Here is a 22,333-nt window from a genome sequence, read left to right as displayed (position 1 = left end):
CTTACTACATCGCGCTATTACCAGCCACATACCCGTGCTGAACTTAAGGTAACTGTCTCTATGGCCAGCAAACGCGTGCTATCAGGACTGATAAGGTCAGTCGCACCTGCTTTAAAGGCGGCATTGAGCATCTGCGAAAGTTCGAGACTAACAAGGAGCGAATGAGCAGCGCAGAAACATAAGGTTGCCAACTCGACTAAAGACGAGTTTGAAATTTCCGCGTTGCGGCGACATATCCAAAGGCACTGGAGTAAAACCAAACTGCACATCTGGCCAGATAAGACCAGAGCCCTGATTCTCAGCGAAGACTAGTCCGCAACTAGGATCTCAGAATCAGATACCAAGGAACCGGGAGGAAAAATGAGCAACAGCTTTGATGCACGCGCCACCCTAGAGGTGGATGGCAAGGAATACACCTATTTTCGCCTGTCAGCCCTGACGCCCAAATACGATATTCACCGCCTGCCCTACTCACTGAAAATTCTGCTGGAAAACCTGCTGCGTAAAGAAGATGGCCAGAACGTAACGCCAGCGGATATTGACGCCCTGTGCCAGTGGGATGCCAAGGCAGAGCCTTCTGCCCAGATCGCCTTTACCCCCGCCCGTGTGGTGCTGCAGGACTTTACCGGTGTCCCCGCCGTGGTTGACCTTGCCGCCATGCGTGATGCGATGAAAAAGCTGGGTGGCAATGCCGAGCTGATTAACCCGCTGGAGCCCGTTGATCTGGTCATCGACCACTCGGTGATGGTCGACTATTTTGCCCGCAAGGATGCGCTGGATCTGAATACCAAGATCGAATTTCAGCGCAACGAGGAGCGCTACAAGTTCCTTCGCTGGGGTCAGAAAGCCTTCTCCAACTTCCGCGTGGTGCCGCCCGGCACCGGCATCGTGCATCAGGTCAATCTGGAATATCTGGCCGATGGCGTGATGACCAAGGAAGTCGATGGTGAACAGTACGCTTACCCGGACTCGCTGGTCGGCACGGATTCCCACACCACCATGATCAACGGCCTTGGCGTCCTTGGCTGGGGCGTGGGCGGTATTGAGGCTGAAGCGGCCATGCTGGGCCAGCCCATTACCATGCTGATCCCGGAAGTGATCGGCTTTAAGCTCAACGGCAGCCTGCCAGAAGGCGCTACCGCCACTGACCTGGTGCTGACCGTTACCCAGATGCTGCGCAAGAAGGGCGTGGTCGGCAAGTTCGTCGAATTCTATGGCGATGGCCTGGATAACCTGCCACTGGCCGACCGCGCCACGATCGCCAACATGGCCCCTGAATACGGCGCGACCTGCGGTATCTTCCCCATTGATAAAGAAACCCTGCGTTATCTGGAGCTTTCCGGCCGTGACGACCATGTCATCAAGCGCGTTGAAGCTTATGCCAAGGCGCAGGGCCTGTGGCGTGAAACCGGTAGCCGTGAAGCGGAATACACCGATACCCTGTCACTGGAGTTAAGCACTGTTGAGCCAAGCCTTGCCGGGCCAAAACGCCCTCAGGACCGCATTGCACTGGCCGCTGCCAAACAGGCCTTCAGCGATCTGATCAGCAAAGAAAAACCTGCCGCCGGTGGCGCTGCCTCACAGGAAGCCCGCTTTGATGGCGAAGGTGGCCAGAGCGCTATTGGTGCCGCGGATGATAAACCCGCCGAAGGCATCGACTTTGAGCTGGATGGTAAAAAACATGTGCTGCACGATGGTGATGTTGTCATCGCAGCCATCACCTCCTGTACCAACACCTCGAACCCGGCAGTACTTATCGCCGCCGGTCTGGTCGCGAAGAAAGCCCATGCGCTCGGCCTTGAGCGCAAGCCGTGGGTAAAAACCTCGCTGGCGCCCGGCTCTCAGGTCGTCCCTGCCTATCTTGAAAAAGCAGGCCTGCTGGAGCCTCTTGCTGCACTGGGCTTTAACCTGGTCGGCTTTGGCTGCACCACCTGTATCGGTAACTCCGGCCCCTTGCCTGAGCCGATCTCCAACGCCATCCGCGAAGGCAAACTGATTGTCTCAGGCGTACTGTCCGGTAACCGTAACTTTGAAGGCCGCATCCACCCGGATGTTCGCGCCAACTATCTGGCCTCACCGCCCTTGGTCGTCGCTTATGCACTGGCAGGTTCCATGAATGTGGATCTGTATAAAGAGCCGCTGGGTAAGAGCAAAGACGGCAAAGACGTCTTCCTGAAAGATATCTGGCCAACCCAGAAGGAAATCTCGGAACTGATGGGTGAAGCGATAAGCTCCGGCATGTTCCGCGATAAGTACGCTGATGTCTTCGCAGGGCCCGAAGCCTGGCAGAAACTGCCTGCACCGGAAGGTGAAGTCTACGAGTGGCCGGATTCCACTTACGTGAAACATCCGCCCTACTTTGAAAATATGGGCAAAGAGCCCGGCGCGCTGCCGGAAATCAAGGGTGCGCGCTGCCTGGTGAAAGTCGGTGATTCCATCACCACCGACCATATTTCCCCCGCAGGCTCCATCAAGGCCGACAGCCCTGCCGGTAAGTATCTGCAGGAGCAAGGTGTGCAAGTGGCTGACTTCAACAGTCTGGGTTCACGCCGAGGTAACCATGAGGTCATGATGCGCGGCACCTTCGCCAACGTGCGCTTGCGTAACCAGCTCGCCCCCGGTACCGAAGGCGGCTTTACCACTTATCTGCCCGATAACGAAGTGACCAGCATCTTTGATGCTTCCATGAAGTATCAGAAAGATAACGTACCGCTGGTGGTGCTGGCCGGTAAGGAATACGGCACCGGCTCCAGCCGTGACTGGGCCGCCAAAGGCACCAATCTGCTGGGCATTAAAGTCGTGATCGCCGAAAGTTTTGAGCGTATTCACCGCTCGAATCTGGTGGGCTTTGGTGTGCTGCCCCTGCAGTTCAAGGACGGCGATTCGGTGGAAAGCCTGAACCTGACCGGCAAAGAGCACTTCAGCTTTGCGTCTCTGGAAGACAAGCCTGAGATGCTGAAGGTCAGCGTTAAGCGTGAAGATGGCTCGGACTTTGAGTTCGAGGCGCGCGTGCGTATTGATACCAGCACTGAGTGGGATTACTACCGCCACGGCGGCATCCTGCATTACGTGCTGCGTCAGCTGGCCAGCAAAGGCTGATAAGCCCCCTTCCGACATCCAACAGCTGCCAGAACAAAAGCAGCAGGAAACAAAAACGGCGCCCAAAGGCGCCGTTTTTTTTAATGCTTAACTCAAGTGATAAGGCTTACTTACCCACCGAGTGAGAGAGTTTGCTAACGGCATCTTCTGCGCGCTGGAAGTCCGGGTCGATCTTTTCACGACCGGCCTCAATACTGCGCTCGATCATCGGCGCAATGGTGGAACCCTGCACCACGATGGAGAAGATCACGACCACATAAGTGATCATCAGAATCATGGTGTGGTAATCGACGCCATTCACCATCAGTTTGCCTTCCGGAATGGATGCTGCCATTGCCAGCGCCAGACCTCCACGCAGACCACCCCAGGTCAGAATCTTGACCGAGTGAGCATCGTATTTGCGGAAGCGGCGGAAACCCATGTACGGCAGCGCAATACTGATAAACCGCGCCAGCAGCACCAGAGGAATCATCAGCAAGCCTAATCCAAACTCACCCCAGGTCACCGGCATCACCACCAGCAACAGGCCAATCAGCAGGAACAGAAGAGCGTTCAGGAAAGCATCCACGGTGTGCCAGAAGTGCGACAAGGTATGTTTTGAATGCTCGGAGAAACCGACGGAACGGGTCACATTACCGATCACGATACCTGCCACCACCATCGCCAGTGGGCCGGAAATATCCAGCATGTTGGCCAGCGCATAACCCGCCGTAGGAATACACAGGGTAATCAGCAGCTCGATACTGGAGTCATTACTGCGACAGATCAGCCAGTGAGCAATGGCCGCCAGCACTGCGCCGAAGATGATGCCGCCGACGGCATCGACCATAAAGAGCTCGATAATGCCACCGGCAGTGGCTTCCTCACCGGAGAAGGCAACCGCAAAAATCGTGGTGAATACCACCAGGCCCACACCGTCGTTAAACAGGGATTCACCCTCAACCTGCACAGAAATGTTATCCGGCGCATTCATTTTCTTGATGATCGCCAGTACCGCAATCGGGTCGGTTGGGCTGATCAGCGCACCAAACAACATGCAGTAGATCAGGCTCAGGTCCCAACCCAACAGCTGCAGCAGCCAGTAGCTGGCGTAACCGATGATAAAGGTCGAAATCAGCGTACTGCCCAACGCCATAATGGCGATTTCCCAACGCTGACGACGCAACAGGTGCAGGTCAATTTCAAGGGCGCCGGCAAACAGCAGGAAGCCCAGCATGCCTTTCAGCAGCAGAAGGTTGAAGTTCACCCCTTCCATGGCGCTGCCGATGGATTCAGCCAGACCGTTACCGGAAAATTTGATCGCCGCCATCAGCACCAGTGACATCACGACCGAGCCGGTAGTGATAGCAATAGTGGTTTGCAGCTTGAGCAGATACTGGTTCGCAAAGGCAATAAAGATTGCCACTGCTGACAGGAAGCAGAGGAAATACCAGAGGTTCATCGTTCACTCCAAAGAGGTTAAAAGCGAGAAAGAAAGAATCGGGTTTTCAGAGTGTCCTGCCTGCCCATACGCGTCGCTTAATACCACTGACGTATGCCGCAAGGCACTTTGAAAACCGGATCTCAACGCTTGTCGCTAGCGCTTGAAGTCGAGCGTTATCGGGGGTTGCCCGAGGGATGATGTGCAGGAACGGCAGGAGCAACGTGCTCAGGCGCCTGTCTGGCCATCCTACCCGACGATGAAGGCTGGTGATGTGAACGATGCCTTTTCGTGAAACCACGAACACAGATCAGAAGAGGATTACTAGTGTTTTTATCTCTCGTCGTCACTGCTGCGAGAGCCTCGATCTGTGGGAGAGCCTGTCAGGTGAAGCGCTCCGTCTCCGAACGGGTTCAGATGACTGGCCCGGTATTCAGAAGGCGCACATTGTAGCAGCAAATGTGGGAACGTCGTTGGCTATTTGTCGGCCTGGCTTCTGTACTTTTCTGCCAAAAACGAGGTTTTCTTCCTTAATTTGACTGAAAACCCTGCAAACTCAGGCGTTTGCGATGATGGGATAAAAAAGGACGAAATAGGGAAATTCACCCTCAGGCAGCCTGCCGATATCAGGACTGCCAGAGGGTGAAACAGCGTTTGCCTTGAGCAGATTGCCTTAAGCAGATTGCCTCAGGGCATCCGCCGTCAGAGGTGCGGAAGCTTCATCTTCTGCGCCAACCATGGCAGACATCAGCGTTGCTAGGTAGATCGCACCCAGGGTTTCACCCTTATGGCTGACAACACGCAATGCATGGGACTGCGCCAGACTGATTTTACGCGCGGCCTCTTCCAGCAAGGTGCCTTCTTCCACCGTCGGTAAGTCAGCATCCATCCCGGCCACAATAGGCTCCATGATGGATTCCACCGTGACGACGCGAGCACGGTTCACTTCCTTAACGAAGGTGGCGATGTAGTCATCGGCCGGCCGCAGCACGATATCCTGTCGCGTACCCTGCTGAATAACTTCGCCATCACGCAGAATCGCGATGCGATCGCCAAGGCGAAGCGCCTCGTCCAGATCATGAGTGATAAACACGATGGTCTTGCGAATCTCCTTTTGCAGATCCAAAAGCACCGTTTGCATGTCCACACGAATCAGCGGATCAAGAGCGGAGAATGCCTCGTCCATCAGCAGAATGGGCGCATCATTCGCCAGCGCACGAGCCAGACCAACACGCTGCTGCATCCCACCGGATAACTGATTGGGATAGCTGTCCTCGAAGCCTTTAAGGCCCACACGCTCAATCCAGTAACGCGCAGACTCTTCCTGCACCGAACGCGGCTTACCCTGGATTTCCAGACCAAAGACGGTGTTATCCAGCACCGTGCGGTGAGGCAGCAAAGCAAACTTCTGGAATACCATCGCCGTTTGATGACGGCGGTACTCACGAAGCGCATCCTTGTTCATCTTGACCACATCATCACTGCCCACGAGCACTTCGCCCGCCGTCGGATCAATCAGACGGTTGATATGGCGGATCAGCGTCGACTTGCCGGAACCCGACAAGCCCATGATCACCTGAATACCACCTGCAGGCATGCTGATGTTGATGTCTTTCAGACCGAGCACATGGCCATGCTGTTCATTCAGCTCGGTCTTGCTCATGCCCTGGCGTACCAGATCCACATACTTTTCAGGCGTCTTGCCGAAAATCTTGTAGAGATGGCGGATCTCAATACCGAGACCCTGCTTGTCATGATCAGCCATGAACCACCTCCAGATGCTTCTGCAGTCGCTGGCCATAAGCCTGACTGACACGGTCAAAGATCACGGCAATACCGACAATCGCCAGACCGTTAAACATACCCAGGGTGAAATACTGGTTGGCAATCGCCTTGAGAACAGGCTGCCCCAGACCCTGAACACCGATCATGGAAGCGATAACCACCATCGCCAGCGCCATCATGATGGTCTGGTTAATCCCCGCCATGATGGTAGGCAACGCCAGCGGCATCTGAACTTTAAAAAGACGCTGCCAGGAGGAGGCACCAAAGGCATCCGCCGCTTCCAGTACATCTTTATCCACCAGCCGTATGCCAAGATTGGTAAGACGTATCATCGGCGGCAAGGCGTACACCACCACCGCAATCAGTCCAGGCACCTTGCCGATACCCAGCAACATAACGACAGGAATCAAATACACGAAGCTCGGCATGGTCTGCATGATGTCGAGTATCGGGTTAATAATGCTTTGCATCTTGCTTGATCGGGCCATCAGTATGCCGATGGGTATACCCACGACGATGGCGAGCACCGTACACACAAAGATCATCGACACCGTTTTCATGGTGTCTTCCCACATATCGAAATAGCCAATCAACAGCAAAATACCGACCGTACCAGCCACGATCTTCCAGTTGCGACTGGCCAGCCAGGCAATGCCAGCGATCAATAACAGAATAATCGGCCAGGGCGTATTGGTCAGAAACCGCTCAGAGCCGACGAGAAAGGTATGCAGAGGTGAAAAGAACGCTTCGATATTGTCCCCGTAGGCACGGGTAAAAGTGCGGAAGCCTTCATCAATAACTTTTTTTAGTGACCTGAGCAGGTCTTTGTCCATGTGCGGAAAATCCGCTAACCAGTTGGCCATGGCGTTCTCCAATGAAATCCTGGGGAACGCGAAGGCTCATCATGAGCCTTCGCAGAGAAGGGCACACTACGAAGAAGCCTCACGGTGACTTCTTCATGCCAATTGCCATACGGCCCTTAGAGTGAATCTTTGATCTTGGTGGCAACGTCAGCAGGAACCCACTTGGTCCACAGGTCTTCGTTGTGCTCCAGGAAGTACTCCGCACCCTCTTCACCAGTTGCCTGGTTATCACCCATCCATGCCAGCAGCTTGTTGACGGTGTCGCTGGACCAGCTACGCGCTTTCAGGTAATCCATGGTGACGCCTGCGCGATCCGCAAACTCTTTGGTGACCACCGTTTCAACGTTATCCACAGGCCATGCGTTTGGCTTGGGATCCGGACAGTCCGCCTTGGAAGTACAACGCTTCCACTCAGCCATATCGACCGGCACACCGTGGTCCAGCTTGACCATGTCGTATTTACCCAGCAGTGCGGTAGGCGCCCAGTAGTAACCCACCCAGCCTTCTTTACGCTCATAGGCTTTCGCCATGGAGCCATCAAGACCAGCGGCTGAACCCGGATCAACCAGAACCCAGCCCTTGTCCGCCGCACCGTAGGCTTTGAACAGCTGAGAAGTCACCACCGTGCCACCCCAGCCCTGAGGTCCATTGACGATGCCACCCTTGCTGGGGTTTTCCGGCGCAGGGAAGAGCTCAGGATGCTTGAGCAGATCAGGAATGGTTTTGATTTCAGGATGGGCATCGACAATATACTTCGGTACCCACCAGCCTGATTTACCGCCATCAGAAATCGCTTTGGAGGTGACAATCAGTTTGCCTTCCTTGACGCCTCGGTTCATAACCTCAGGAATCAGATCAACCCAGCCTTCAGGAGCGATATCAGGCTTGCCCTTCTCCTCCATGGAAGTGATGGTTGGCACAGTGTCACCGACAAGCAACTCGACTTCACAGCCGTAACCTTTTTCAAGGATCAGCTTATCGACGTTGGCCAGCACTTCGGCTGACTGCCAGTTCATGTTGGCAATAGAGACGCTACCGCACTCTGCTGCCTGGGATTGTTGAGTCAGACCTGCCAGAGCAATGGCAAGACAACTGATGGCGTAACGTGGCTTCATTTCCTACCCCTTTATTCTACTGCGACGCTGATTCCCGCTCTGTTGGCGGTATTCATGGTTCGAAGACTTGGTTATTCAGAGTTCACCGGAAGGTGAAATCAGTAGGGCACTGCATCAGTGTTACCGACCGAAAGCGACGCTTCTGCGAGCGTTTATTCCGGCTGAGGCTTGCGCCATCAGAACAGCGGCAACTCCAGCATTCTGCTATCCGACGAAAAATAAGAAGGGGGCTATAACGTCCTTTTCTGAGCTTTTTGCGACATATACGACGTAAAAAAGTGAGTCCGCGGGGAGGAAATATCGGGAAGGAGCAGGAAAGAAAGATCATCCAAAAGGTCTGTTTTTGGAGAAAAAGTGAGTAAAAACAAACTTAAAGAGAGTAAGCAAGAAAATTAATTCATGTAGGCACTGATACGCAGCACCTTGTCATTTATTTCTGCACTTACGTAGTAACCAGACTCACCGAGGTTATATTCAAAAACTGGCCCATCAACACTCCAGCGGTACTGTGTATTCGCATCAGCTAAGAGCGACTCATCAATCAACCAGTTTCCATAGAGGGAGAGATATTCGTGAATAAGATCCGGCAAATGGCTTTTACTTAGCGGATATTTAAAGATGACGATAATCGAGGTGCCAATATCCACACAACCACCACCTGTTACCTGAACAGTTTGATCAGGTAACTGTCGAGTAAAGGCACCGGTATTTTTATCGTAAGAAGTAATCAAATCATGTGTGCTAACGTATTTTTCAGTGAAAGCGGTGTAGGCAGTTTCATCAAAGGTGCAGTCGTCACTGGCGTTGGCAAGTGAGCAATAGAATATTGATAGCACTACAACATTAATTCTTAACAGCCCTTTTCCTAAATTCATCAAACACCCTAGAAATCACTTAACAATTGAAACCGACATTTTATAAATCAACACAAAAAGCATAACGACCACAAAAGCATTTCAAAATAAAATATCAGAACTATATATCCAGCCTTTATATTCTTTTCCTGAAACACCTTTATACAGCACCTGGATAGAATTATCATGAAAATCAAGAAGCTGAACTGCATCACCCTTTACAACATAAACTTTTGATTTTTTATCCGTGTAATTCCTCCTCAGAAAATCCTTTTCAGAAGAAATTTTAAAAGTTTCATTTTCAGTCTTTCTTCCCAACACATAGTACTTGCTACTAAAAATATCAAAATCACTACTACTTTCAACATCCTTAAAAACTTCTAAATACTTTTCTCTGTCAAAATTAATAGTAAAATACTTAAAAATCTCTTCATTTGAATTATCATTTTCTATGGAGGCATTTATTTCAGCGCCTAAAAAACCATTCTTATTCAAACTAAGAGAGTATGTATTTGAATGAAAAATAAAGCTTATAGTTAACGCATTATCTTCACCTAAAACTGACTCAAGATCCCAACTATTCTCAAAATAGCTGTGCGATATTATATTTTTCAGATTTATCTCAGAATCATCCCAGGAACCATAGAGAGAGTCTTTATCTCCCTGAGAGAAATGAAAAATGCATATATTATTTTCATGGAAAAGTAATTTATCTCTCCCATATTGATAAAGAAGCGCATCGCATTTTTCATTTGCGTGAGAATAATTGAAAGCCAACAGAAGTAAATATAAAGCAAGCTTTATGAAATTTTTCTTTTCTCTCATTACCAGACGGACTCAACGACCCCAACCATTACTTCCGGTTTTAACGTAAGCGCTTAATTAAAATTTTCTCTGCAGGCACGTTTTATAAAAACAGAGAACATATATTTTAATTTCCATATAACTAATTGCTCACTTTGCAATCCGTTTTATAAATCTCTTTCCCTTTATTCCGAACCAATAATAAACCACTATTATCACCATTTACGGTCACTCTATACTCATATTCTCCATTATGAAATATGTAGTTATTTGAAACAACTGACTGATTGCCTCCTAGCAATGAAATTTCTATATCCCCCTTCCTTCCATATTTATACAGAATAGAATTTCCACTACCTGCACACAATGCCAAACTTTTTAGTTTAGTCCTACATGAAAGAATCGTCACTTCGCTATCACCACAAAGAGATCCACCCCACTTCTTAATATAGGCATCATTCAAATATAGACTATTTTTAACTGTCTCACTTTCGATTGCATGCATATAATATTTTGAAGGCTTACTAAATTTATCTGAAAGAACAGGAAGGAATAGATATGGCATGTCGTCTTTAAAATCGACATCATCCACATACGACCACGCGCCTTCATTATTTTTCATTATTCGAACGCTAGATTGGATATCACCTACATCAGGCGAATATTCATAGTCATACTCCAAATCAGCAATTTCAGTAACTTCGTGGTTCTTAGACAGAAAATATATAACTTGAAAATGTTTACCTGCTTCCGAAGCACTAACGACAGCGACAAGAGAACTCGACATCTCTACATAGGTTAACTCAGCACCTATTACATCGATACTTACTGGCTCTCTATTACTACCGGCCACGCTTGCAACTACTATTCCCCCAGGTTCGTCTGGATACGGAGCAAAACTAAAATCAATACCATTTTTAGACTGAAAGTCTTGTGCGCTTACATTTACTGAAAAGATAATAAAAAATATTCTAACAGCCCATTTCAACTCCCCCTCCCTAGCACAGCCGCTGATTCAAATCTAAAATACTAAAAATATTATAACCGCCAATTAATCAATCAACTTTAGATAGAAATTTTAATCGTTCGTAGACACGAGGAGGAATTTTAATTTCCTTACCTAACTTAGTCATAAGTTTAATATATAAATTATAATTCACACTAATAGCATCATATATATCTTTCTTTTCATCAGATTCATAAGAATTACTATTCACAATAAACATATCATATAAATTATCTGCATAATTTAAATGTGCAACAACTCTAGCTGGATGTTTGTTTATAATATCAGCGAGTACAATATTGGCATAATCATATTTTTTATCTTGACTTAAATAAAAGCCTACATCATTAGCTTTTTGTACGCTTCCTAGATTAGATACCGCATATACATTGTAATCATCAATGTGCATAGCTATCTCTTTCGGAGACCAATTTTTATTAAATAGATATTTATCTTTAACCATATTTTCAAGATCTGAATGATTGATGTTAGTACTGTCATAACAGCATTTCATCAAAGTTACGTTTTCAGAATTTTTTTTCCAGGTCGGATTATAGGAGGATATATAAATATCATATAAATGGATTAAACTCCCTTGAATAGGAACGTATATTTTCTCAAGAATTTCAGAGTTCATACCTACTCCAAAAGAAAAAACAATATATCTTTTATCTTGAGAAATATCAGCATCCAAATCACCTTGACTCACACCAAAATAATTACTCATTTCACGATAAATATAACTCACATCAATTATATTACTATTCCCTCCTTCCTCCAGAGTAATATAGTTGTTATTAAAATCTTTAATACCCAAAGCGTTACTGTATGGACTAAAAAGAATATAGATAAAAAAACAAACCCATCTCATATTACTCTCCTCTTAAAAAACCCAGCCTTCTTACTGCAAATTCCTTTGGCCGCCTAGCTGTAAACCAGATTTTATCTACATAATTCCCATTATCATCTTTTTCATTTGTCTTATCATTAAAATTAGTACCTTCTATCAAATCCAAAAACCTTTCGTATCCTTTTATAGATTCGACTTTGTTTTTATCTATATTAACAACGTAATTATTAGGATGATCGATAAAATAGTGGTCATGCCAAACTCCCCAGCCGAAAGCACCGCGTTGCATATTGAAAATTTGACTTTTTTCAAAGTCATCATATGCTGTTCTAAGGCTCGCATGAGGGCAATTTTTTACATTAAAAATTTCCAACAGTCTTTTGTATTCATTAAGTCTATGCTGACGTCCATTTAGACCACCATTTATATCCATACAACAAGCAAGAAAATCATCTGCTTGAGCATGGTTAAGAAAAGGATGACAATTATGTAAGAACCATACTGAGCAATTGACACTATGAGGAAGAGTCTCTAGTTTTTCCCAATTATTATTTTCAGTAAAATTTTGTTTTGAAAAATTTTCGTAAGACTTATAATTTCTTTTTCCTGTTAACTGAATATATCCTCTACCACGGAAGGGATCGTACTTTCTTTTTCCTTTACCATCATTTTCTAAAGTTTTTGTAAAAAAACCACTTTCCGTCGACATTTGAGAAAACATATAAGCTTTACATATACAAGAGTTAAATCTACTATCCATACCCATAGAAAGATTAAAGTTATTTGCCAGTTCTTCTGCAAAATCCCGTGAAATCTTATTCTTTGCTATAGCAAGCATTATATCTGCATTCAGGTTTCTATCACAACAACTCCCATTTGCAAGAGCATTAATTCCTGCCAATGGCTGAATATGCCATAATAAGTTATCAAATGGAGTATTGATAACTGAAAGTTCTTTGACTCTTTCGGCCTCAAAATCGATAGTATTTCTAACATGCTTACTTAAATTTTTATTATGCCAATCATCTATTAACTCATTTATCGCTGCTAAGTGATCTTGTCCCCACTCGCTCGGATGATAAGCAACAACCTTATTAACCACATCCCGAAAATTCGTATTCGAGAACGCCGCGTAAAGTTCTTCTTTGGAGAGTTTGCCATCACCTTTGCCAGTATTACTGGAGCCGTCAGATAAAGTGGCTTGGTTATCTGCCGCTGCAAAAATCTTCTTAAAGAACTCTCTAGAATCCTGCGTTACTTCAGTCGCATCCTGAGAGTAAAAACCGCTGGTACTCTCATCGGTTTCTTTGATGATTTGGAAGCCCATCTCTTTAAGATCAAACTGATTGATGACCTTGCCGCGACTGGCCTCAATAAATGTGTCTTCCTTGAAGGGGTACCATTCTTTTCCCTGCGCATCTTTCGTTGGGCTACCACTGACTTCGACATATTCGGGCAGGTAGCCACCGCCAAAAGTATCGTTAAAGATGACTTGCTGCTCAGTAGGTTGCATCACCTTTTTGTGGTTCGCATCCTCTACCGCTTTATAGAGAGTGATTGGCTCTTGTGTCGCGGGGATCTTAAGATACTGTCGGCCAACGTTGACCTTTGCTTTGTTATTTAGCAGATCGTTAATTGCTTGTTCATCACTGTCTGAAAACAATTCAAGATGAACCCAATCATACTGGGTTGCCTGGGAGCCTTGACCATTGGTTGCCTGGACATCGTATCTGCCGATATACCCGACAGGGTCACCGGCTTTCACAGGGATAGGCGTTGGAGGTACATACACCGTGGATTCTGCGCCAGAGTTGCAATGCTCAGGTATACCCAAGCCCAAATCTTCGAGGCTATCGGCCAGTGCTGTAGATTGAATCTCCAACCACACCGTTTTGCCTTTGCTTATCGCGTTCGGCATATCCGTGTAGGCACCATCGACCAGAATTGTGCAGCGAATCATATCGAAGGTGTCACCCTGCGCCGCTTTTGTTCTGCTGGCAACCTGATAGCGGACTTTTGTTCCCGTTTTAATCAACCCAGCGGACGTTGTTTTATCTTCTTCTCGCGTGCCACGTTGCCCTTTGGTAAGAGCCTCACGCTGCTCAGTCCAATAGATCGGTTTAATTTGAGCTTTCTTTTCTTGCGTAAACGCTTCTACTTTACCGCTATAGACATAGATTTCCTCACCGGCTTCTTCATAACTACCATCCTGCTTCCTGACGGTTTTTTTCACTTTATAAAAAGTATTTGTACTACCACTATCGTATTGAAAAGAGCTGGCACTACCTGACTGCTTGGAAAGCACCTCTCCGTTTTCAAAGTGACCGTCTTTTATTAGCCACCCTTCCTTTGTCGTATCTTTTTTTCGAAGGTTGGTGCGGCCTGTGACTTTAATAAGTAATAGTTGTTCTGATGGCTCCTCTTCATTTTTCTTATATTCGGAAAAAGGCGTGAGGTGCATATAAAGACTGTACAAACGCAGACTATTATATTCTGGTGGAGTCTCCTCCATGGGCGCAGGTGTTGCGGGTTCAGGCTCCGCAGCCACAATTGCCGCTGGCAAAGGCTCAGGACGCAAACAAGAGTCCACGATATACAGCTCATCACCTTCATGAACCGCCAGGTCGCAGCTCATCGGCGTAATAATTTTACAGTGGAAGTATTGATGCGAAGTTCCGCCCTGCACAGCGCTAACGGTATCGACTGACAATAGCTCTACCAGCGTTTGGCTACCCACCTTTTTAAAGTCAGCTCCTGCAGGATCAGCCCTGCCATTTGCCGTACTTTTAACCACATAGCGTACCGGTGTAATCAGCGTTATTGGCGCATAAAGCGTCTGCCCATCAGTAGAAACCTGATAGTAATCAAGCCCGTTTGGAGCCCTTTGTGAAGTGCCATCGACAATCGTCATTTCGGAGTCTCTCGCCACTTTGACTTTATTAGTCGCGGCATTGAAACTCGCGGCCTCAAGAGACTTCCTCATTGTCAGAGGATCTTTACTCGTGGCAACCCGATAGCGCTGACCAGCGGCCACGTTGGCAGCCTGAGGAGCTGCGGCAGGCGTTTCTGCCGCTTTGGGGGGGTCTTTCCTTTTCGGACTTTTGTAATCATGCCGGACCAGACAGAAGTCCAATGAGGTATAGAGCTCAGCCTCTCTTAGCCCATCGACAGCCGGTAAGGTCTGTTTGAAATAGTCTTCATTAATGCGGTAGGCAACAACTTCGCCGTCGGCAATACAGCGAATGGGTAATTTAGCCCGGTGATGGGGAAACATGTGACCCGTTAAATGAATGCCGCCGTGCCAGAAATTATTCTCGCCCAATAGGTAGTTACCCATCAGGTTACCGCCGATCTTGTTATCCAGCTCTTCGGCATTTTTAAACTCGGTGCCATCTGCCTTGACTACGGGTAAAGCAAATTGCGTCGGTTTGAATTCCGGCGCAGGAGTGGCTGCCGGTGTTGCAGAAGAAGTTGAGGCAACCGCTGCGGGTGTGGCAGTGGTGGTGTCCGTACCTGTTGTCATCCGTTATATCCTGTTGCCTTCTCAGTAACTAAAGCCATAAGTGGCATCGGTCATTGGGCTTACTTCACGCTCGTAATGTGGCATCTCGCTGGAATCCCCTGCTCCCACATAGACGCCGTCTTTTGCGTAGGTTTTATCGCCAATCTCGACCGAGGCATTACCACTGACAATCACACCACCGTGAACGGTGCGGTCGCCTTGGCGCGCGGCGGGTTTCCCGTTAATAAAAACCGTGGCGGAGCCTGCAGCGATAGCATCTGGCGGCGCATTACAGATCAGGGGGTCTCCCACCCGAGCCGCCGGTACACCGCCAATAAAAACGTTAGATGACCCTCCCGCTACCGGACCGCCGACATGAGGCGTCTTTCCCCGTTTTGCAGGACAGGTGTGATAGCTTCCAACCACCGCTGCTGGCTTACCCATAAACTGGAATTCCTTTTCTGTGGTGAGGCTCAGTGGCCTGATGCTCCCATAGCACGGCGGAGTACCAACCCAGCGTATTTCTCGCCAGCTGTAATATGTGGCCAGCACTGGCTGGCATGAGTTGTAACTCCACCCATCTCAAAAGTTGCTCGACCGCACCGCTCTCTCCATCGCAGTGTTGTTTACCGAGTAACTGTGTTGAAGACAGCAAGGGGGCCTCGTACCAGAAGCGCGTAAATTGGGCCGCATCGCTTCTGGTATGAAGGGGATAGTTCAAGACGTGAGTAATATCGACGTTTTCCCAGCGCTGTAGCTGCTGAGCCAACAGCTCCGGACCGGAGCCTTCGGTGTAGGGTCGCCAACGCGAGTGACGAACATCTGCCACACGACGCGTGCCTGATGCAGGACTGACATGAGCAATACAGAGCGCCTCGCTTTGAACCGAAGCCGGGTTCTGAGGTAGTGGCGTAGTCACCGCCACCACCATCACATGCTCAGACGTAGAAAGATGGTGCTGAATGCGGTTTAGCGCCATCGACAGCGCAACACTACCGTACATAAAGAGATCAACAGCCCGCGTGTGAGGCAGTGCCTGATAGATGGCATCAAACTCTACGGAGTGAAGCCCAAACTCTGGTAGCAGGAATACACAAGGATGCTCGTTCAGTTCAGGGTACCGGCGAAGTGCAACATCTATCATCGCCAGCGTGCGCTCACAGGGATTCGCCCCCTGGATATCAGCAAGCAGATACGACGTCGGAGAATACGCATCGGGAAGAGGTACATCACCCAACAGCTGGGCTAAAAGCCGGATCGACATCGTCATCGCCGCCACTTCCTATAACCACAGGAAACCGCCAGGCGAAAGCCTGTCATTAAAAACCTAAGGAGTATCATCCGCTCGTCCCTGAACAGATCACACACAGGCTCCAGAGTTAAGCCTGCGGGAGGGGTCTAAGTGAGATGCCTATCATAGAACCAGCTCACTCACACTCAGTAACATTTTTTAACTCAGGCACTGATTATCCTTTTTTCCTCCCTTTTCCCCTTAACCGGCTTGTTAGCCGCTGCTGCAGGCATAAGAAAACCGACGCTTTCGCATCGGTTTTGAGTGATACCTCACCGCTTTGTCAGCGTCAGGCTTTAAAGAAATGCATGATCCAGGACATCATCACCCGATCATCGACCTCAGCGTTCAGTGATACCTGCCCTTCGCGGATGCGCTCATCCGGAATCACACCGCGGCGCAGGTTCATCAGATCCCGCGAGTAGGTTTTACTGAATTCAGGATGGCCCTGAACACTCATAAAACACTCACCGTAAGCCAGCATGTAGAAAGGACAGAAGCGACTGCTGGCCAGTACTTGTGCCTCAGGCGGCAGCGTCACTACCTGATCCTGATGGCTGACAATCAGATCAAGCTTGTCCTGTTGAGGTTGCATCCAGGGTTTCGGGCTGGATACGGCATTGAATGACATACCGACCCCCCAGCCTTTTTCAGAGTTCAACACTTCTCCGCCCAGGGCTCTGGCAATCAGCTGATGACCGAAGCAGATCCCGACCAGCTTTTTGTTGGCTTCGTACAGGGCGCGAACAAAGTCCTCCAGCTGGCGAATCCATTGGTTGTCGTCATTCACACAACTTTTACTGCCGGTGGTGATATAGGCATCACACTCCCCGACCGAGGCGGGAAGTTCCCCCTCCAGACAGCGGTAGACCGCAAAGGTGGCATCGGGCGCCTGCTCACGCAGCAGCGCCTCGAACATTGCCGGATAATTGCCATGGTCCGGCTGCAAGGCCGGATTGACATCATCACACTGCAAAATGCCGATTTTCATCACAGCTTCTCCTCGTTTCAGGAAGCCCGAAAGCTTCCTGAGCACGGTGACTTGTAATTACAGCGTGCCTGAAAGGGCTGCCAGATAGATTGCCTTGTACTGCTCGGCGGTAAAGGGAATAGGGTTTGAGCCCGCCGTGGGATCTTCTACCGCCATGCTGGCAACCTGATCCGCCTGCGCATCATTCAGGCCGATTTCAGCCAGCGTGTGAGGAATCCCCAGGGAGGCGCGAAGCTCCAGCACCCAGGTCAGGAAGCCTTCAAAGCTATGCTCTGGCAGATCCAGATAACGCGCCAGATCACCGATACGTGGCGCAATCACCGCCTGATTCGCCTTCAATACATAAGGCATCAGGATGGCATTCAGCATGCCGTGATGCTGGTCAAAGAGCGCACCGAGGGGATGAGCCAGTGCGTGCATGGCGCCCAGCCCCCGCTGAAATGCGGTTGCGCCCATGCTTGATGCCACCAGCATTTGCAGACGGGCTTCAATGTCATCGCCCTTCGCGACCGCACGTGGCAGGAAGTCTTTAATAAGGCGCATACTTTCCAGCGCAATGCCTTCTGCCATCGGGTGATAACCCGGCGCGCAATAGGCTTCGAGACTATGGGACAGCGCATCCATTCCCGTTGCCGCCGTAATTTTGGCAGGCAGACCGACGGTCAGCTCCGGGTCCAGAATGACAATCTCCGGCAACATGCGCGCATGGAAAATAATCTTCTTCACATGCTTGGCGGCATCGGTGATGACAGACGAGCGTCCGACTTCGGAGCCGGTTCCTGCCGTCGTCGGCACAGCAACGACAGGCGCCATGCCTGCGACATTGACGCGCAGGTAGTTGTCACCCACATCTTCAAAATCCCAGATAGGACGGTCCTGGCCGACCATCAGCGCAATCGCCTTGGCCGCATCCAGCGCGGAGCCACCGCCCAGTGCGATGACACCGTCATATTCACCTTCCTTGAAGGCTTTCACACCGGCTTCAACGTTTTCGCCAGTGGGGTTGCCTTTGACTTCAGTGAAGAGACCGGCAGGCAGGCCGTCTTTTTCCAGCATCGCCAGAATGTTGGGAATCATCGGTAAGGCTGCAAGGCCCGGGTCCGTCACCAGCAGCGGGCGACTCATGCCCAGCTCTTTACAGGCCACGGCCAGATTGTCGATGCGGCCTACGCCCACGCGCATATTGGTGGGGTAGTTCCAGTTACGGGTAAAGTGGGCAAATTGCTCACGTGAAGTTGGCTGCGTCATCGAAGCAATCCTTAAACAGCAGTTTTGATGTGGTAAGACTTGGGACGTGTGAGGGATTCAAAGCCCACGCTCGATAAGGTGCAGCCACGGCCGGAATCCTTGATCCCCGTCCAGGCCAGCGCAGGGTCAAGATAATCGCAGCGGTTCAGGAAGAAGGTACCGGTTTCCACCTGATCACCCAGTGCAATACCGGTATCGATATCGGCGGTAAAGATCACCGCCGTCAGGCCGTAATCGCTGTCATTCATCAGGCGAATCGCCTCTTCGTCACTGCTAACTTTCTGAATACCGACCACCGGCCCGAAAGACTCTTCGGTCATGACACGCATAGTGTGATCAACATGAGTCAGCACCTGAGGCGCCAGATAGGGCGTACCTTCTTTGTCCATGGGGAACAGTGCCGCGTCAATATGCGCTACCGCGCCCTGCTCAATTGCTTCACGAATCTGGCCGCGAACAAAGTCAGCGGCGCTGGCTTTAACGACGGGGCCGAGTGTCGTTTCAGGGTCATCCGAGCGGCCGAGCTTGTAGGTCTTCACCAGCGCAACGGCTTTCTCGACGAACTCATCGTAGACCGCTTCGTGTACATAGATACGCTCAATGCCGCAGCAGGACTGCCCGGAGTTGAAGAAGGCACCATCAATCGCCGTCTCGACCGCATGATCAATATTGGCATCGGCACGGACATAGGCAGGGTCTTTGCCACCCAGCTCAAGACCCACACCGATGAAGCGGCCGACGGCAGCACGCTCGACCATCGCACCGCCAGCCACGGATCCGGTAAAGGCAACATAGTTAATGACAGGTGCCTGAATCAGCGCTTCGGTCGCGGCATGATCAAGGTGCAGATACTGGAACACACCTTCAGGCAGACCGGCCTTGGCAAAAGCCTCTGCCAGACGCTCGGCACACAGTGGGGTTTGCGCTGAGTGTTTGAGGATGACAACGTTGCCCGCGAGAATGGCCGGAATCACCGCATTGATGGCGGTCAGATAAGGGTAGTTCCAGGGAGCAATCACCAGCGCAACACCTATGGGTTCACGCTTGATATAGCGAATAAAGCCGTCTTTCTCAGCCACCTGCACCGGCGCCAGTGCCTGCTCGGCAATGCTGCTCATGTAACGACCGCGCTCTTCCACGCCTGCGACTTCGCCCTGGGTATAGCGAATAGGGCGGCCCATCATCCAGGTCAGCTCTTTGGCGATCTCTTCCTTGCTTGCCACAAAGGCAGCAATCGCCGCCTCACACAGTGCCTTGCGCTCAGCCAATGGCACTTTTTTCCACAGCGCCTGCGCGCGCGTCGCCTGTGCCAGAGTTTCATCAATCTGCGCATCGGTGGCATAAGGGCGTTCGACATAAACACTATTGTCGATCGGGCTGATGGTCTTCAGGGTCATAACTTCTCCCGAGGGACTGCTGGGCAGTCCGTTGCTAACACATTTAAACGACGTAATAAGAAATACACTGGCGACAGCACCCTCAGGTACCGGCCTCAAAACCATAATCGCGCTCAACACAGGCGATACGCGTTTTAAACGCCTGATACCAGTCCTGCTTGCCGCGACGCTGCGCTTCCTGGTGATCGACCTGCTGCTTCCACGCACGGATGGCCTCAAGGTCGCGCCAGTAGGAAACGGTGATACCGACCTCTTCCCGCGCCGACTCCATCCCCAGATAGCCGGGTTGCTGCTGCGCCAATGCCACCATGTGCTCGGCAGTCTCAACATAACCTGCGTCTTCCTGCGTCCGCAGCGAGGTAAAAATCACCGCGTAGTAAGGAGGCCTGGGGGTGGAGGCAATACTCATGGCATCAGTCTCAGGCTTAGATAATTTCGAAATAGCGATCCAGTTCCCAGTCACTGATGTGCTTACGGAACTCTCGCTCTTCCCACTCTCGGCTCGCCGCAAAATGCTCAACAAAGGCATCACCGAACATCGTGCGCGCCGCTTTGGAGGCTTTGAAACGCTGAGCCGCTTCCCAGAGCGTGGTTGGCAGTGCCAGCTCGGATGGATGCTCCTGTTCATAGCTGTTGCCCACAATTTCCTCTTCCGGTTCCCATTCCTGCATGATGCCGTAAAGGCCGGAGGCCAGCGCCGCCGACAGCGCAAGATAAGGGTTGCCATCAGCGGAACCGAGACGGTATTCCGTGCGTTGGGACTTCTCCGATCCGGGGATGACTCGCAGCGAGGTCGTGCGGTTCTCGACCCCCCAGGTGGCATGGGTCGGCGCCCAAAAGCCGGGAATCAGGCGCCGGTAGGAATTCAGCGTGGGCGCCACCATACAGAGGAATTCCGGCATCAGACGTTGCTGACCTGCCAGAAAGTGACGCTGCAGTTTGCTCATATTGTGCTTCTGCTCAGCATCATAAAAGGCGGACTTGCCTTTAAGCTTGCCCTTGCGATGGCGCAGCGAAAGGTGAATATGCCCACTCTGGCCGGGATAGTCTTTTGACCATTTGGCCATAAAGGTCGCCATCAGATTATTGCGCTGGGCCAGCACCTTCATGAAGGTTTTAAAGAGCGCGCCCTTATCACCGGCAGCGCTGGCATCATCCACCGCAATGGCCGCTTCCAGCACGCCGGGGCCGGTCTCGGTATGCAACCCCTCAATGGGGAAATCCATGGTTTCGCCAAGCTTCAGAATCTGGTGGTACAGATCGGAGTGCACGGTATTGCGGATGATGGAGTAACCCATCCAGTCAGGCGTAAAGGGCTTAAGGTTGCGAAAGCCCTTTTCGCGGATACTCGCCGGGGTTTCATCAAAGAGGAAGAACTCATACTCCAGCGCGGCGAAGGCATCAAAGCCCATCTCCTTGCCCTGCGCCAGCACGCGCTGCAAGGTGCCTCGCGGACAAATCTCGCTGGCCGCCTGATCAAACTCGGCGAGGAACAGCAGCATGCCGCCGTCTTCAAAAGGTAACTCACGGCAGCTGGAAGGAATGATGCGCACAGGCGCATCGGGGTAGCCGGTGTGCCAGCCGGTATACTTCGCATTGTCATACAGCTGGTCTTTGACATCCCAGCCCAGCACCACATCACAAAACGCAAAACCGCCTTCCAGAGACGAGAAGAACTTGTCCCGACTCATGTACTTGCCCAGCATCACACCGTCATTGTCGAACAAACCGACCTTGACGTGGGTGAGTTCGCGCTCCTTCACAATCTGCTTGGCATCGGCAATGGTTTTTACGTCTCTGGGATTCATCTGTCCTTCCTTTGTGTCTCGGACAAGACCGCTGCTCGGTCCTGCATCCATAGCAAAGGCAGCAAGCAACTGTCGTGCACAACCACTGCCGGTCGGCGCCGGGCGCCGTGGGAATCGTTCTGAGTAAAACCACCTTATAGCGTCAGCCCCCCGGACGACGCAATCAGATTCATTTTGGCCGGGAGACTACTATTAAAAAAAATGATAGTGACAGAAAGGCAAGCAAAAATGCCGGCCTGCACCGGCATCGGAACGCCTCGGACGACGCTACAGACATAAAAAAAGCGAAGGGGCTAACCT

At 50.3% G+C, this 22,333-nt stretch carries 17 protein-coding genes; 1 reads left to right on the top strand and 16 read right to left on the bottom strand.

Annotation, left to right across the window (positions count from 1 at the left end; translation table 11 throughout):
• The first annotated feature begins 360 nt into the window (after positions 1–360).
• Positions 361–3,099 (top strand): aconitate hydratase AcnA, encoded by a 2,739-nt coding sequence (gene acnA, locus ACKC9G_RS12950; RefSeq protein ID WP_411406010.1) that lies wholly within the window; start codon positions 361–363, stop codon positions 3,097–3,099.
• A gap of 106 nt (positions 3,100–3,205) precedes the next feature.
• Here the strand turns inward: acnA and ACKC9G_RS12945 are convergent, their stop codons facing one another.
• The 16 genes from ACKC9G_RS12945 to ACKC9G_RS12870 all read right to left on the bottom strand — a co-directional run bounded on the left by ACKC9G_RS12945 (position 3,206) and on the right by ACKC9G_RS12870 (position 22,033).
• Positions 3,206–4,540 (bottom strand): cation:proton antiporter, encoded by a 1,335-nt coding sequence (locus ACKC9G_RS12945; RefSeq protein WP_411406008.1) that lies wholly within the window; start codon positions 4,538–4,540, stop codon positions 3,206–3,208.
• Positions 4,541–5,192: 652 nt separating this feature from the next.
• A complete protein-coding gene (locus ACKC9G_RS12940) occupies positions 5,193–6,284 on the bottom strand; it encodes a quaternary amine ABC transporter ATP-binding protein (RefSeq protein ID WP_411406006.1) in 1,092 nt (363 codons plus the stop codon).
• Complete coding sequence (locus ACKC9G_RS12935) at positions 6,277–7,167, bottom strand: ABC transporter permease (RefSeq protein WP_411406004.1); 891 nt, start codon at positions 7,165–7,167, stop codon at positions 6,277–6,279. Before ACKC9G_RS12935 ends, ACKC9G_RS12940 begins: the two co-directional genes overlap by 8 nt.
• A gap of 116 nt (positions 7,168–7,283) precedes the next feature.
• Entirely contained in the window at positions 7,284–8,282 is a 999-nt protein-coding gene (locus tag ACKC9G_RS12930; RefSeq protein WP_411406002.1) for an ABC transporter substrate-binding protein, read from the bottom strand.
• Between the two features lie 392 nt (positions 8,283–8,674).
• The gene (locus ACKC9G_RS12925; protein WP_411406000.1) at positions 8,675–9,157 is read right to left on the bottom strand and encodes a hypothetical protein; all 483 of its coding nucleotides are present in this window, start codon (positions 9,155–9,157) and stop codon (positions 8,675–8,677) included.
• 81 nt (positions 9,158–9,238) lie between these two features.
• Positions 9,239–9,961 (bottom strand): hypothetical protein, encoded by a 723-nt coding sequence (locus tag ACKC9G_RS12920; protein WP_411405998.1) that lies wholly within the window; start codon positions 9,959–9,961, stop codon positions 9,239–9,241.
• 121 nt (positions 9,962–10,082) lie between these two features.
• Entirely contained in the window at positions 10,083–10,928 is an 846-nt protein-coding gene (locus ACKC9G_RS12915; RefSeq protein ID WP_411405996.1) for a hypothetical protein, read from the bottom strand.
• A 67-nt stretch (positions 10,929–10,995) separates the two neighbouring features.
• Positions 10,996–11,817 (bottom strand): hypothetical protein, encoded by an 822-nt coding sequence (locus ACKC9G_RS12910; protein WP_411405994.1) that lies wholly within the window; start codon positions 11,815–11,817, stop codon positions 10,996–10,998.
• A gap of 1 nt (position 11,818) precedes the next feature.
• Positions 11,819–15,319 (bottom strand): hypothetical protein, encoded by a 3,501-nt coding sequence (locus ACKC9G_RS12905; RefSeq protein ID WP_411405992.1) that lies wholly within the window; start codon positions 15,317–15,319, stop codon positions 11,819–11,821.
• A 21-nt stretch (positions 15,320–15,340) separates the two neighbouring features.
• Complete coding sequence (locus ACKC9G_RS12900; protein WP_411405990.1) at positions 15,341–15,742, bottom strand: PAAR domain-containing protein; 402 nt, start codon at positions 15,740–15,742, stop codon at positions 15,341–15,343.
• Entirely contained in the window at positions 15,735–16,568 is an 834-nt protein-coding gene (locus tag ACKC9G_RS12895; protein ID WP_411405988.1) for a hypothetical protein, read from the bottom strand. Before ACKC9G_RS12895 ends, ACKC9G_RS12900 begins: the two co-directional genes overlap by 8 nt.
• Before the next feature lie 310 nt (positions 16,569–16,878).
• Positions 16,879–17,580 (bottom strand): glutamine amidotransferase-related protein, encoded by a 702-nt coding sequence (locus tag ACKC9G_RS12890; protein WP_411405986.1) that lies wholly within the window; start codon positions 17,578–17,580, stop codon positions 16,879–16,881.
• A 57-nt stretch (positions 17,581–17,637) separates the two neighbouring features.
• A complete protein-coding gene (locus tag ACKC9G_RS12885; protein WP_411405984.1) occupies positions 17,638–18,828 on the bottom strand; it encodes an iron-containing alcohol dehydrogenase in 1,191 nt (396 codons plus the stop codon).
• A gap of 11 nt (positions 18,829–18,839) precedes the next feature.
• Positions 18,840–20,225 (bottom strand): aldehyde dehydrogenase family protein, encoded by a 1,386-nt coding sequence (locus ACKC9G_RS12880; RefSeq protein ID WP_411405982.1) that lies wholly within the window; start codon positions 20,223–20,225, stop codon positions 18,840–18,842.
• Positions 20,226–20,307: 82 nt separating this feature from the next.
• Positions 20,308–20,634, bottom strand: a complete 327-nt coding sequence (locus tag ACKC9G_RS12875) for an antibiotic biosynthesis monooxygenase family protein (RefSeq protein ID WP_411405980.1) — start codon at positions 20,632–20,634, stop codon at positions 20,308–20,310.
• A 16-nt stretch (positions 20,635–20,650) separates the two neighbouring features.
• On the bottom strand, positions 20,651–22,033 hold the full coding sequence (locus ACKC9G_RS12870; RefSeq protein ID WP_411405978.1) for a glutamine synthetase family protein: 1,383 nt from the start codon (positions 22,031–22,033) through the stop codon (positions 20,651–20,653).
• Between the last annotated feature and the right edge of the window lie 300 nt (positions 22,034–22,333).

This window comes from Pokkaliibacter sp. CJK22405, assembly GCF_046614695.1.
GTDB lineage: Bacteria > Pseudomonadota > Gammaproteobacteria > Pseudomonadales > Balneatricaceae > Pokkaliibacter.
The sequence above is the reverse complement of the archived record's forward strand: the minus strand, read 5'-3'. Positions and strand labels throughout refer to the sequence as shown.

What these genes read in the sequence shown, in the direction of transcription:
- ACKC9G_RS12940 (WP_411406006.1), bottom strand. Translation starts at nt 6,284, where the DNA reads ATGGCTGATCATGACAAGCAGGGTCTCGGTATTGAGATCCGCCATCTC.
- ACKC9G_RS12920 (WP_411405998.1), bottom strand. Translation starts at nt 9,961, where the DNA reads ATGAGAGAAAAGAAAAATTTCATAAAGCTTGCTTTATATTTACTTCTG.
- ACKC9G_RS12930 (WP_411406002.1), bottom strand. Translation starts at nt 8,282, where the DNA reads ATGAAGCCACGTTACGCCATCAGTTGTCTTGCCATTGCTCTGGCAGGT.
- acnA (WP_411406010.1), top strand. Translation starts at nt 361, where the DNA reads ATGAGCAACAGCTTTGATGCACGCGCCACCCTAGAGGTGGATGGCAAG.
- ACKC9G_RS12890 (WP_411405986.1), bottom strand. Translation starts at nt 17,580, where the DNA reads ATGAAAATCGGCATTTTGCAGTGTGATGATGTCAATCCGGCCTTGCAG.
- ACKC9G_RS12880 (WP_411405982.1), bottom strand. Translation starts at nt 20,225, where the DNA reads ATGACCCTGAAGACCATCAGCCCGATCGACAATAGTGTTTATGTCGAA.
- ACKC9G_RS12870 (WP_411405978.1), bottom strand. Translation starts at nt 22,033, where the DNA reads ATGAATCCCAGAGACGTAAAAACCATTGCCGATGCCAAGCAGATTGTG.
- ACKC9G_RS12905 (WP_411405992.1), bottom strand. Translation starts at nt 15,319, where the DNA reads ATGACAACAGGTACGGACACCACCACTGCCACACCCGCAGCGGTTGCC.
- ACKC9G_RS12895 (WP_411405988.1), bottom strand. Translation starts at nt 16,568, where the DNA reads ATGACGATGTCGATCCGGCTTTTAGCCCAGCTGTTGGGTGATGTACCT.
- ACKC9G_RS12945 (WP_411406008.1), bottom strand. Translation starts at nt 4,540, where the DNA reads ATGAACCTCTGGTATTTCCTCTGCTTCCTGTCAGCAGTGGCAATCTTT.
- ACKC9G_RS12900 (WP_411405990.1), bottom strand. Translation starts at nt 15,742, where the DNA reads ATGGGTAAGCCAGCAGCGGTGGTTGGAAGCTATCACACCTGTCCTGCA.
- ACKC9G_RS12885 (WP_411405984.1), bottom strand. Translation starts at nt 18,828, where the DNA reads ATGACGCAGCCAACTTCACGTGAGCAATTTGCCCACTTTACCCGTAAC.
- ACKC9G_RS12935 (WP_411406004.1), bottom strand. Translation starts at nt 7,167, where the DNA reads ATGGCCAACTGGTTAGCGGATTTTCCGCACATGGACAAAGACCTGCTC.
- ACKC9G_RS12910 (WP_411405994.1), bottom strand. Translation starts at nt 11,817, where the DNA reads ATGAGATGGGTTTGTTTTTTTATCTATATTCTTTTTAGTCCATACAGT.
- ACKC9G_RS12875 (WP_411405980.1), bottom strand. Translation starts at nt 20,634, where the DNA reads ATGAGTATTGCCTCCACCCCCAGGCCTCCTTACTACGCGGTGATTTTT.
- ACKC9G_RS12925 (WP_411406000.1), bottom strand. Translation starts at nt 9,157, where the DNA reads ATGAATTTAGGAAAAGGGCTGTTAAGAATTAATGTTGTAGTGCTATCA.